Raw genomic sequence first — 12,235 nt, forward strand, 5'->3', positions numbered from 1 at the left:
CCGGTGACCGAGACCGTCCGACTGACGACCGCCCAGGCGCTGGTCCGCTTCCTCGCCGCGCAGTACTCCGAGCGCGACGGCGTCGAGCAGCGCCTGATCCCCGGCGTGTGGGGCATCTTCGGGCACGGCAATGTGGCGGGCCTGGGCCAGGCCCTGCTGCAGGCCGCCACCACCGGCGAGGCCGATCTGCCCTACTACCTCGCCCGCAACGAGCAGGGCATGGTGCACAGCTCGGTGGGCTTCGCCAAGATGCGGGACCGGCTGCAGACCTTCGCCTGCACCGCCTCCACCGGCCCCGGCTCGACCAACATGGTCACCGGCGCCGCGCTGGCCACCACCAACCGCGTCCCGGTGCTGCTCCTGCCCAGCGATGTCTTCGCCACCCGCGGCCCCGACCCGGTGCTGCAGCAGCTGGAGGACACCCGCGGCGGCGACGTCACGGTCAACGACGCGCTGCGCCCGGTGTCGAAGTACTGGGACCGCGTCACCCGCCCCGAGCAGCTCATCCCCGCCGCGCTGGCCGTCGTGCGGGTGCTCACCGACCAGGCGGAGACCGGCGCGGTCACCCTGTGCCTGCCCCAGGACGTGCAGGCTGAGGCCGCCGACTGGCCGGTGGAGTTCTTCCGCAAGCGCGTGTGGCACATCGACCGTCCGCGGCCGGACACCGACACGCTGGCCCGCGCGGCCGAGGCGCTGCGCGGCGCGAAGAAGCCGCTGATCGTCGCGGGCGGCGGCGTCGTCTACTCCCAGGCCATGGCGGCGCTGTGCGACTTCGCCGCGGCGACCGGCATCCCGGTGGCCGACACCCACGCGGGCAAGGGCGCGGTCCCCTGGGACCACCCGTGCGCGGTCGGCGGGCTCGGCTCCACCGGCACCAAGGCCGCCAACACCCTGGCCCGCGACGCCGACGTGGTGCTCGGCGTCGGCACCCGCTACAGCGACTTCACCACGGCGAGCCACACCGTCTTCGCCAACCCCGACGTCCGGTTCGTCAACCTCAACATCGCGCGGCTCGACGCCGCCAAGCACCAGGCGTCGATGCTCGTCTCCGACGCGCGCACCGGGCTGGAGGCGCTGCGCCGCGAGCTCGACGACTGGCAGGTCGAGGCGGCCTACCGCGAGCGCGCCCGGGAGCTGGCCGCCGAATGGGCGCGGATCACCGATGAGTGCTATCACGCCGACCACGGCCCGCTGCCGGCGCAGACCGCGGTGCTCGGCGCGCTCAACGAGGTACTCGACCCGCGCGACGTCGTCGTCAACGCCGCCGGAAGCATGCCCGGCGACCTGCAGATGCTGTGGCGCGCCAGCGACCCCAAGGCCTACCACGTCGAGTACGCCTACTCCTGCATGGGCTACGAGGTGGCCGGCGGCACCGGCGTCAAGATGGGTGACCCCAGCCGCGAGGTGGTCGTCCTGGTCGGCGACGGCTCCTACCTGATGATGGCCCAGGAGATCGCCACCATGGTGTCCGAGGGACTCAAGGTCATCATCGTCGTGGTGCAGAACCACGGGTTCGCCTCGATCGGCTCGCTCTCGGACGACCTGGGATCGCAGCGCTTCGGCACCAGGTACCGCTACCGCGACGCGAAGAGCGGCCTGCTCGACGGCGGGATCCTGCCCGTCGACCTGGCCGCCAACGCCGCCAGCCTCGGCGCCGACGTCATCCGCGCCGAGGGCATCACGGAGTTCCGCGATGCCATCGCGCGCGCCAGGGCCGCCGACACCACCACCGTCGTGCACATCGAGACCGACCTGTACGGGCCCAACCCGCCCGGTTCGGCCTGGTGGGACGTACCGGTGAGCCAGGTGGCCGACCTCGACAGCACCCGCGAGGCCGCCGCCACCTACGCCGAGCACAAGGCGCGGCAGCGCCACTACCTGTGACGTGCCCCAACGAGAACGGACGCATGCAGTGACCACCACCAACACCATCCAGCACTGGATCAACGGGGCCGCCACCCCGGGGGCCTCCACCCGCACCGCACCGGTGTGGAACCCGGCCACCGGCGCCGAGCAGGCCGCGGTCCTGATGGCCGAGGCCGGTGACGTCGACACCGCCGTCGCCGCGGCCGCGAAGGCCTTCGAGAGCTGGAGCGAGTCGTCCCTCACCCAGCGGACCCGTGTCATGTTCCGGCTGCGCGAGCTGCTGGTCGAGCACGAGGACGAGCTGGCCGGAATCATCGCCGCCGAACACGGCAAGGTCATCGACGACGCCCGCGGCGAGATCGTGCGCGGCCGCGAGGTCGTGGAGTACGCGTGCGGCATCATCAGCGCCCTCAAGGGCGGCTACTCCGACCAGATCTCCACCGGGATCGACACCTTCGACTTCCGCCAGCCGCTGGGCGTGGTCGCCGGGATCACCCCGTTCAACTTCCCGATCATGGTGCCGCTGTGGATGCACCCCATCGCCATCGCCTGCGGCAACACCTTCGTCCTCAAACCCAGCGAGCGCGACCCGTCGGCCGCCTCCTTCGTGGCTGGGCTGTACAAGCAGGCCGGGCTGCCCGACGGCGTGTTCAACGTCGTGCACGGCGACAAGGTCGCCGTCGACGCGCTCCTGGACCACCCCGGAATCGAGGCGGTCTCCTTCGTCGGCTCCACGCCCATCGCCAGGTACGTGCACGAGCGCGCCACCGCCGCGGGCAAGCGCGTGCAGGCGCTGGGCGGCGCCAAGAACCACGCCGTGGTCCTGCCCGACGCCGACCTGGAGTACGCCGCCGACCACCTGACCGCCGCCGCGTTCGGCTCGGCCGGGCAGCGGTGCATGGCGATCTCCGCCGCCGTGGCGGTGGGCGACGCGGCCGACGCGCTGCTGCCGGTGCTCGCCGAGAAGGCCGCGGCCATCAGGGTCGGGCCGGGCCAGGACGTCGGCAACGACATGGGCCCGGTCATCACCGCCCAGGCCCGCGACCGCGTGGCCTCGTATGTCGCCTCCGGCGTCGAACAGGGAGCGGTGGCCGTGGTCGACGGCCGCGACCTCAAGGTCGAAGGGCATGAGGACGGCTTCTTCGTCGGGCCCACACTGCTGGACCGGGTCACCACCGAGATGGACGTCTACACCGACGAGGTCTTCGGCCCGCTGCTGGTGGTCGTGCGCGCCGCCGACCTGGACGAGGCGATCGAGCTGATCAACGCCAACCCCTACGGCAACGGCACCGCGATCTTCACCAGCGACGGCGAGGCCGCCCGCCGCTTCCAGCGCGGGGTGCACGTCGGGATGATCGGCGTCAACGTGCCGATCCCGGTGCCCATGTCGCACTACTCCTTCGGCGGCTGGAAGGACTCCCTGTTCGGCGACTACCACGTCCACGGCCCCGAAGGCGTCCACTTCTACACCCGCGCCAAGGTCGTCACCAGCCGGTGGCCGCACGTCTCCCGGTCCGTCGAGGCCGCGTTCAACTTCCCCACCCACGGCTGATTCCGCTGATTCCGCCGCTGGCCAGCCACACCGCACACGAAAGGTCCACGCAATGACGGAGATGAGCCAGAAGCTGGTCCTGGGCTCCGCCCCCGACTCCTGGGGGGTGTGGTTCCCCGAGGACGAGTACCAGACGCCGTGGGACCGGTTCCTCGACGAGCTCGCCGAGTCCGGATACGACTGGCTGGAGCTCGGCCCCTACGGGTACCTGCCCACCGACCCCAAGCAGCTCGCCGACGAGGTCGGCAAGCGGAACCTGCGGGTCTCGGGAGGCACCGTGTTCGGCTCGCTGCACCGCCCGGAGCGCTGGGACGACATGCTCTCCACCGTCCGCAAGGTCGCCGAGCTGACCGCCGCGGTGGGCGCGCACCACCTGGTGTTCATCCCGACGATGTTCCGCGACGAGAAGACCGGACAGTACTCGGAGTCGCCGACGCTCGACGACGACCAGTGGGCGGCGCTGAACAAGGGCGCCGACGAGCTCGGCCGGATCCTGCTCAACGACTACGACGTCCGGTTGTGCCTGCACTCCCACGCCGACTCCCATATCCAGACCCAGCCCGAGATCGAGCGGTTCCTCGACGGGACCGACTCCGACCTCGTCTCCCTGTGCCTGGACACCGGGCATGTCGCCTACGGAGGCGGCGACGCCGTCGACCTGATCCGCCGCTACTCCGAGCGGGTCGGCTACGTGCACATCAAGCAGATGGACCCGGACATCATCCGGCAGGTCAACGAGGAGAACCTCTCCTTCGGCGAGGCCGTCAAGCGCGGGGTGTGCGTGGAGCCGCCCGCGGGCGAGCCGGCCCCGGCCGCTGTGGTCGACGCGCTCAAGGAGGTCGACGCCCGCCTGTTCGTGATCGTCGAGCAGGACCTCTACCCGTGCGAGCCGGAGGTGCCCAAGCCCATCGCGGTGCGCACCCGCAAGTACCTCAACAGCTGCGGGCTCGGCGCCCGCTACCAGAAGGCGTGAGTCGCAAACACAGTGTGCACCTCGCCTGACCACCACCGCTGAAATCCGGGCCGGATTCCCCCGTCGGCCACAAGCCCGCCGCCGGCCCGGATTGCCCACACGTCGTACCACCCACCGCGACCACGAAAGGTTCTCACCGATTCACCCCGCACCCCGCCTGAGAGGTTCCCGTCATGTACTCCACCCGCAAACTCACCATCGCCCTCGCCGGTGCCGCCAGCATCGTCCTGGCCGCCTCGGCCTGCAGTTCCCAGGGCGGTAAGCAGGACACCGCCGCCGGCGGCGCCGACACCCCGGAGCTCACCATCGCGATGATCACCCACGAGGTCCCCGGAGACTCCTTCTGGGACAAGGTGCGCGCCGGTGCCGAAGCCGCGGCGGAGAAGAGCGACATCACCCTCGAATACTCCTCCGACCCGGAGGCCGCCAAGCAGGCCACGCTGATCCAGACCGCCATCGACAAGAAGGTCGACGGCATCGCGGTCACCCTGGCCAAGCCCGAGGCGCTCAAGGGCGCGATCAAGAAGGCCAACGAAGCCGGGATCCCCGTGGTCGGCCTCAACGCCGGGCTCGACCATTGGGAGGATCTCGGGCTCACCGAGTACTTCGGCACCGACGAGTCCGTGGCGGGCGAGGCCTTCGGCGAGCGGCTCAACGAGGTCGGGGCCGAGAAGACGCTGTGCGTGATCCACGAGCAGGGCCACGTCGCCCTGGAGACCCGCTGCTCCTCGCTCGCGAAGACGTTCGACGGCGACGCCGAGACCCTGTACGTCGACGGGGCGAGCATGCCCGACGTGAAGTCGAGCATCACCTCCAAGCTGCAGGAGGACAAGGACGTCGATTACGTCGCCACGCTCGGCGCTCCCTACGCGATGGGCGCGCTGGACGCGGTCGCCAACGCGAGGAGCGACGCCAAGGTCGCGACCTTCGACACCGACAAGAACCTGATGGGCGCGATCGAGGACGGCCTCGTGGAGTGGGCCGTGGACCAGCAGCCCTACCTGCAGGGCTATCTGGCCGTCGACGGCCTGTGGCTCTACAACGTCAACGGCAACGTCTCCGGCGGCGGCAAGGCCGTGCTGACCGGCCCGAGCTTCATCGACAAGAGCAACATCGACGACATCAAGGTGTTCGCTGAGAAGGGCACCCGGTGACCCACCATGAGCCAGACACTGACCGTTAGGGAGCCCGCACCACCGGCGTCGGAGAAGACGCTGCGGGTGGGCCAGCGCTCCCTGCTGAGACGCTTCATGAGCCGCCCCGAAGTGGGCTCGCTCCTGGGCGCGATCGTGGTCTTCGCGGTGTTCTTCGCCGTGGCCGAGCCGTTCCGGCAGGCGTCGTCGCTGATGACGGTGCTGTACGCCAGCTCGACCATCGGCATCATGGCCGTGGGCGTCGCGCTGCTGATGATCGGCGGGGAGTTCGACCTGTCCGCCGGTGTCGCCGTCATCACCGCGTCGCTGACCGCCGCGATCCTCAGCTTCCAGCTCAACCTCAACGTGTGGGCGGGCGCGGGCCTCGCACTGGCCCTCGCGCTGACCATCGGGTTCGTCAACGGTGTGATCCTGGTGCGCACCAAGCTGCCCAGCTTCCTGGTCACACTGTCGATGTTCCTGATGCTGCAGGGGCTCAACATCGCGGTGACCAAGCTGATCACCGGCAAAGTGTCGACCGACAGCATCCGCAACATGGACGGGTTCGCCTCCGCGCAGGTGGTGTTCTCCTCCTACGTGCCCATCCCCGGCCTGGGCGTCAGCGTCCGGATCACCGTCCTGTGGTGGCTGCTGTTCGTCGCCGTGGCCACGTGGGTGCTGATGCGCACCAAGGTCGGCAACTGGATCTACGCCGTCGGCGGCAACGCCGACAGCGCCCGCGCCGTCGGCGTACCGGTGGCGAAGGTCAAGATCGGGCTGTTCATGACGGTCGGGTTCTTCGCCTGGTTCAGCGGGATGCACCTGCTGATGGCGTCCGGCGTACAGCAGTCCGGTGAGGGCGTCGGCAACGAGCTGCTCTACATCATGGCCGCCGTGGTCGGCGGATGCCTGCTCACCGGTGGCTACGGAACCGTCATCGGCGCGGCCATCGGATCGCTCATCTACGGCATGACCAAGCAGGGCATCGTGTACGCCGGCTGGGACAACAACTGGATCATGTTCTTCGTCGGAGCGATGCTGCTGCTCGCCGTCGTCGTCAACATGTGGGTCCGCAACCAGACGTCGAAGAGGTGACCAGCGAGGTGAACACGATGACCAAGACCACCAAGCCGGAAACGGGGGTGGCCGCGCCGGCGCCTCGGCGGCGGAGCGACTCCTCGGCGCCGGTCCTGCAGCTGACGGGTGTCGGCAAGTCCTTCGGCAACATCAAGGCGCTGTCCGGGATCGATCTCAAGGTCAGTGCCGGTGAGGTGACCTGCATCCTGGGCGACAACGGCGCCGGGAAGTCCACCCTGATCAAGATCATCGCCGGACTGTACGCGCCCACCACGGGCGAGTACCTGGTCGACGGGAAGCCGGTGCGCCTCTCTTCGCCGCGCGAGGCCCTGGACCGCGGTATCGCCACCGTCTACCAGGACCTGGCGATGGTCTCGCTGATGCCGGTCTGGCGGAACTTCTTCCTCGGATCGGAACTGCGCACCGGGTTCGGCCCGGTCAAGATGCTCGAAGTCGACAAGATGCGCCGCATCGCCGACGAGGAGCTGAAGAAGATGGGCATCGACCTGCCCGACATCGACGCGCCCGTCAGCAACCTCTCCGGGGGCCAGAAGCAGGTCGTGGCGATCGCCCGCGCGGTCTACTTCGGCGCCCGCGTCCTGATCCTGGACGAGCCGACGGCCGCGCTCGGTGTCAAGCAGTCGGGGGTGGTGCTGAAGTACATCAACGCGGCGCGCGACGCCGGGCTGGGCGTCATCTTCATCACCCACAACCCGCACCACGCGTTCATGGTCGGCGACCACTTCGCGGTGCTCAAGCTCGGTCAGATGGAGCTGGACGCTCCGCGCGCCGAGCTGAGCCTGGACGACCTCACCCACCACATGGCGGGTGGCGCGGAGCTCGACGCGCTGGAGCACGAGCTCAAGCGTGGCGGGACGCCCGAGGTCGATCCGCTGCACGACGTCTCGGCCAAGGAGCTGAGGGGCGTCGGCGCGGCGATCCAGGCGGCGGACGCGGTCTCCGAGGAGGGAGCGGAGAGCGCGTCGGCGGGATCCTCGGGGCGCGCGCCGGCCGACTGAACGGGACGCGGACCGCCGACGCCCCGAACCACGTAGCAGGAGGGACCGCCACATGACCGTCGGAGTCGGCGTCATCGGCGCGTCCGCGATCACGTCACGTGGGCCTGGCCGTGCCCACGTGACGTGCCGTTTCTCTTGGTTGAACCGAACAAAACCGAACCCGGTTCTAGTTTTCGCGGCGACAAGTCTGTAGAGTGCCGCGCATGGAGCTGAATGGAGTTGCCGCCCTGGTGTCCGGCGGCGCGAGCGGACTGGGTGAAGCCACCGTCAAGGAACTGGCCACGGCCGGTGCGACCGTTGTCATCGCCGACCTGAACGCCGAGCGCGGCGAGGCGCTGGCCAAGGAGGTCGGTGGCGTCTTCGTCACCACCGACGTGTCCGACGAGGACCAGGTCGCCGCGGCGGTCCAGGCCGCCGTCGACACGGGCAAGCCGCTGCGCGTCGCCGTCTCCTGTGCCGGGATCGGCTGGGCGACCCGCACGGTCAACCGCGACGGGCAGCCGCACGACCTCGCGAGCTACAAGAAGGTCATCGACGTCAACCTGATCGGCACGTTCAACGTGGTGCGCCTGGCGGCGGCCGCGATGGCCAAGACCGAGCCGATCAACGAGGACGGCGAGCGCGGCGCCATCGTCAACACCGCCTCGCTGGCCGGGATCGAGGGGCAGATCGGGCAGATCGCCTACTCCTCCTCCAAGGGCGGGATCATCGGCATGACGGTCCCGGCCGCGCGCGACCTCGCCGCCATCGGCGTCCGCGTCAACACGGTGGCTCCGGGCATCCTGGACACGCCCATCTACGGCCAGGGGCCGGAGTCCGACGCGTTCAAGGAGCGCCTGGCCGCGCCGGTGCCCTTCCCCAAGCGCCTGGGGACCGCCGCCGAGTTCGGCAAGCTGGTCCGCTCGCTGGTCGAGATCAGCTACGTCAACGCGGAGGTGGTCCGGATCGACGGCGGCCTGCGCATGCAGCCGAAATAGGGGGAGGGCGTCATGAGCGACGAGGTGCTGTACACGGCCGAGGACGGCGTCGCCGTCATCACGATCAACCGGCCCAAGGCCAAGAACTCCGTCAACGCGGCGGTGGCGCGCGGCATCGCCGACGCGCTGGACGACCTCGACGCCCGCACGGACCTGGTGGTCGGCGTCATCACCGGCGCGGAGGGCACGTTCTGCGCGGGGATGGACCTGAAGGCGTTCATGCAGGGCGAGGTCCCCATCGTCGAGGGCCGCGGCTTCGCCGGATTCGCCCAGCGCGGACCGAAGAAGCCCCTGATCGCCGCGGTCGAGGGCTACGCCCTGGCCGGCGGCTTCGAGGCCGTCCTCGCCTGCGACCTCGTGGTGGCCGCCGAGGACGCCACGTTCGGCATCCCGGAGGTCACCCGCGGCCTGGTCGCCGGCGGCGGCGGACTGCTCCGCCTGCAGCACCGCGTCCCGCGCAACATCGCCATGGAACTCGCCCTCACCGGCGACAAGGTGGCGGCGCCGCGCATGGCGGAGCTCGGCCTGGTCAACCACGTCACCCCCAGCGGCGGCGCCCTGGCCGAAGCCAAGGAGCTCGCCGCCAGGATCGCCGCCAACGCGCCGATGGCGGTCGCGGTGTCCAAGCGGGTGATCACGGAATCCGACGACTGGCCGACCGACACCATGTGGTCCCGGCAGGACGAACTGATCAGCCCCGTCTTCACCAGCCACGACGCCATGGAAGGCGCCGCGGCCTTCGCCGAACGCCGCCCCCCGGTCTGGAAGGGCGAGTAATCACCCGGCTTTCGGATCGCCGAGGCATGAGGATGGCGCCACCCCGCCGCGGGGTGGCGCCATCGTCGTTTCGAGCAAAGAAATTCCTAGACCGTTTTCTGTCGCCCGCTGTCCCAGAATCATTCCCGGGATGGCTCAAGCGTCGCCCTCGGTCGGCTGAAGAGCTGCGCTGACCAGCAGATTCTCTCGCTTCGGGTGTCGGCTTCGGTGTGGTTGCACGACCGCCGACCCATTGGCACGATATTTCGCAGCACCACAGGTGTATCCAACGCCCGGCTGATCGCCGGGCTTTTTTCTTGCCACTTTTATTTGTTTCTCTTAGCGCGTCCGGTGGGCGGAGTTCGAATTCGTCTCAGCGGCCTGCTATCGACAGGATCCGAAGCGAGATCTTTATTGTGATCATCCAGCCTTTTGCCGATGTGGAGGGGCTCGTCGTCGAGTACCTCGAATCCCGGCTTCCCGACTTTCCAACGGAGTGGCGGTCGACCGCCGTCAGGGCCGAATCGTTCAGCGAACGGTCTCCTGGTGAGGATCCGCGGCTGTCCGTCCGCAGCGAAGAGGTGACGGGGAACTACCCGATCACCCAGAACGCGGCTGTCCGGGTGACCGCGTGGACCGACGACCGCGACAGTGCCAAGGCCCTCGCCCACCTGGCGCACGCGGCCCTGATGGAGCACGTCGGGGACCGCGACGTGGTGGCCGTCCAGCAGGTCGACGGGGTGGTCGCCGGATTCGACCCGGACGTCCCCGAGCCGTTCGCCTCCTTCACCGTGCTGGTCACCCAGCGCCCCAGCTGACCGGAGCACCCGGTCGTCACAAGCCGTCCCGCGATCGCGGGACACCACCGAATGAGAGGAAATCAATCCATGGGTAACGCCAAGAACGCCGCCGTGTGGGCCTACGCCGACGTCTACGTGGCTCCGCTGGACGCCGCCATCCCGCAGGGCGGTGAGCCGTTCGGCCCGGAGTGGGAGCAGGTCGGCCTGCTGGACGGCGAGGAGGGCTTCACCGAGGCCATGGAGGTCGAGACCGAGGACCTCTACGCCTGGGGCGGCGTCCTCGTCGCGAGCACGCACAACAACTTCAAGCTGACCCGCAAGTTCCTGCCCTTCGAGGACAACAAGGTCGTCTACGACCTGATGTACCCGGGGCACAGCGTCAGCTTCGACGGCGACGGCGGCTACTCGGGCGCGATCAACGTTCCGGATCTGCAGGCGAAGTTCAAGATCGCCTTCGAGACGCGATCGGGCAACATCATCAAGCGCACCGTCTCCGCCAACTACGCGATGGTCGCCGAGCGCGGTGAGGCCACGGAGAACGCCACCGAGCTCGCCAAGCGCGAGATCACCGTGGCGATCTACCCGACCGACGCGGACGCCGACGGCAAGTCCACGCTCTTCCACACCTACAAGGGCGAGCCGACCGCCGCGCCGGCCGAGTAGCCCCGGCCGCCCCCGACGGTTCGACCCGCACCACCGCGAGTCACCCGTCCTCAACCGGACCGGGCCGGGAGGTTCGCGCGGTTCACCCCGGCCCGGTCCCGCCCCCCATCACCTAGAACCGCGCGTCCGATGAGCGATCGCCCGACCACGGGCGGTCTGTGTCCATAGTTACGAAAGGAACCGCGCCATGACCGAGACGAACACCCTGAGCGAAGGCAGCACCGCCCCCGCGATCCAGGCCGAGGCTGTTGGGTCGACCGAGCCCAAGCGCCTCACGCTGGCCGGGGCCGAGTACCGACTCCCGGCCACCTCCGAGCACTGGCCGCTGGAGACGATGGAGGCCTTCGAGGAGGGCAAGGTCGTCACCGCCCTCCGCGGCCTGCTCGGTCCCGACCAGTGGAAGCAGCTCAAGTCCACCGGCGCCACGCTCAGCGACCTCAACACGCTCGCCGAGCAGATCGCCTCCGCCTACGGCTTCGACACCGCGGGGGAATAGGTCGCCTCCTCCGCGTGATCCGGACCCATCCGGACGCGGTGGAGGCCGACCTCGCACGCTACTACCGAATCGAACTCGCCGACCTGTGGAGGGGCCGGCTGACCCTGCGCCGCCTCGCGGTGCTGGTCCGCCACCTCCCCACGGACTCGGCGACCTACCGGGCCCTCGGTGGGGACGGCTGGACACTGGGCAACTACCTGCAAGCCGACCTGGTGCACGCCATGACCGGCCAGCCGCACCCCGCCGACCCGCGCGTCAAACAGGCCGAGGACGAGAAGAGGGCCCGCCTGGCTGAAGCCCAACGCCGCGCCGAGAAGCGCAAGCGGGACCTGAATCCCCATGGCCTCGAGGGTGGGGAGGACGGTCCAGGAGAATGACCGACGAATCCGCGGGTCCGTGCGCACCACGGCCAGCGTGTGCACGGGCCCGCGATCGTTTTTCCCTCGGGAGATCGTCATCGCAGCTGGGAGCCCAAGAACGCAAAGGAGTGGAAGAGGAGATCCCGCGTGAGTGACGAAAAGCCCTATGCGGTGGTGACGGTAGCCGATGTGTTCGCGGAGGTCCGGGCCATGTCCGGGCAGCTGTCCACCATCGGAACCCAGCTCGCAGCCATGGAGCGGCGTGTGGCTGAGCTGGAACAGCGGGCGGATGCGACGGACCGGTGGCGTTACGCTCTTCCGGTCTCGACCCTGTCCGCCCTGGTCGCCGCGGTCGCCGCGGTCCTGACGGCTGTCCTCAGTTGACAGGGGGCCGGTCGCGGTCAGCTTGGGGCCCGTTCCCCGTCGGCTATCGCGAGGGGGAACGGGCGTCGCTCCGGAGGACCCGCGGGCACTCGAGAGGTCCCCGCACTGGGATCACGCCAGAAATCTACGGCCGGGTAACAGCGAGAAAACCCCTGCGGTGTCGGATTTCCGACAGAGTTC

The 12,235-nt window shown here is 69.3% G+C and carries 13 protein-coding genes; all 13 read left to right on the plus strand.

All coding sequences use genetic code 11. From position 1 onward, the window contains the following. Nucleotides 1–3 precede the first annotated feature (3 nt). The 13 genes from iolD to ABD259_RS02915 all read left to right on the plus strand — a co-directional run bounded on the left by iolD (nucleotide 4) and on the right by ABD259_RS02915 (nucleotide 12,055). Nucleotides 4–1,884 carry a 3D-(3,5/4)-trihydroxycyclohexane-1,2-dione acylhydrolase (decyclizing) gene (iolD, locus tag ABD259_RS02855; protein WP_344159992.1) on the plus strand — a complete coding sequence of 627 codons (1,881 nt, stop codon included), beginning with the start codon at nucleotides 4–6 and terminating at the stop codon, nucleotides 1,882–1,884. A 28-nt stretch (nucleotides 1,885–1,912) separates the two neighbouring features. Further along, entirely contained in the window at nucleotides 1,913–3,418 is a 1,506-nt protein-coding gene (locus ABD259_RS02860) for a CoA-acylating methylmalonate-semialdehyde dehydrogenase (RefSeq protein WP_344159995.1), read from the plus strand. Nucleotides 3,419–3,470: 52 nt separating this feature from the next. Then, nucleotides 3,471–4,391, plus strand: a complete 921-nt coding sequence (locus ABD259_RS02865; RefSeq protein ID WP_344159998.1) for a TIM barrel protein — start codon at nucleotides 3,471–3,473, stop codon at nucleotides 4,389–4,391. A gap of 173 nt (nucleotides 4,392–4,564) precedes the next feature. After that, nucleotides 4,565–5,545 (plus strand): substrate-binding domain-containing protein, encoded by a 981-nt coding sequence (locus ABD259_RS02870; protein ID WP_344160001.1) that lies wholly within the window; start codon nucleotides 4,565–4,567, stop codon nucleotides 5,543–5,545. Between the two features lie 6 nt (nucleotides 5,546–5,551). Continuing rightward, nucleotides 5,552–6,619, plus strand: coding sequence for an ABC transporter permease (locus ABD259_RS02875; RefSeq protein WP_344160004.1), 1,068 nt, complete (start codon nucleotides 5,552–5,554; stop codon nucleotides 6,617–6,619). 17 nt (nucleotides 6,620–6,636) lie between these two features. After that, a complete protein-coding gene (locus ABD259_RS02880) occupies nucleotides 6,637–7,620 on the plus strand; it encodes an ATP-binding cassette domain-containing protein (RefSeq protein WP_344099274.1) in 984 nt (327 codons plus the stop codon). A 203-nt stretch (nucleotides 7,621–7,823) separates the two neighbouring features. Then, nucleotides 7,824–8,597: an SDR family NAD(P)-dependent oxidoreductase gene (locus ABD259_RS02885; RefSeq protein ID WP_344099272.1), complete on the plus strand. Its 774-nt coding sequence runs from the start codon at nucleotides 7,824–7,826 to the stop codon at nucleotides 8,595–8,597. Nucleotides 8,598–8,609: 12 nt separating this feature from the next. Continuing rightward, the gene (locus tag ABD259_RS02890) at nucleotides 8,610–9,374 is read left to right on the plus strand and encodes a crotonase/enoyl-CoA hydratase family protein (protein ID WP_344099270.1); all 765 of its coding nucleotides are present in this window, start codon (nucleotides 8,610–8,612) and stop codon (nucleotides 9,372–9,374) included. 395 nt (nucleotides 9,375–9,769) lie between these two features. Beyond that, the gene (locus ABD259_RS02895; protein ID WP_344099268.1) at nucleotides 9,770–10,171 is read left to right on the plus strand and encodes a hypothetical protein; all 402 of its coding nucleotides are present in this window, start codon (nucleotides 9,770–9,772) and stop codon (nucleotides 10,169–10,171) included. Between the two features lie 69 nt (nucleotides 10,172–10,240). After that, on the plus strand, nucleotides 10,241–10,816 hold the full coding sequence (locus ABD259_RS02900) for a hypothetical protein (RefSeq protein WP_344099266.1): 576 nt from the start codon (nucleotides 10,241–10,243) through the stop codon (nucleotides 10,814–10,816). A gap of 187 nt (nucleotides 10,817–11,003) precedes the next feature. Beyond that, nucleotides 11,004–11,312: a hypothetical protein gene (locus tag ABD259_RS02905; RefSeq protein WP_344099264.1), complete on the plus strand. Its 309-nt coding sequence runs from the start codon at nucleotides 11,004–11,006 to the stop codon at nucleotides 11,310–11,312. Between the two features lie 14 nt (nucleotides 11,313–11,326). Further along, on the plus strand, nucleotides 11,327–11,689 hold the full coding sequence (locus ABD259_RS02910; protein WP_344099262.1) for a hypothetical protein: 363 nt from the start codon (nucleotides 11,327–11,329) through the stop codon (nucleotides 11,687–11,689). A 129-nt stretch (nucleotides 11,690–11,818) separates the two neighbouring features. Beyond that, nucleotides 11,819–12,055, plus strand: coding sequence for a hypothetical protein (locus ABD259_RS02915; protein WP_344099260.1), 237 nt, complete (start codon nucleotides 11,819–11,821; stop codon nucleotides 12,053–12,055). The last annotated feature ends 180 nt before the right edge of the window (nucleotides 12,056–12,235 follow it).

The organism is Nocardiopsis rhodophaea (assembly GCF_039530945.1).
GTDB classification, from domain to species: domain Bacteria; phylum Actinomycetota; class Actinomycetes; order Streptosporangiales; family Streptosporangiaceae; genus Nocardiopsis_C; species Nocardiopsis_C rhodophaea.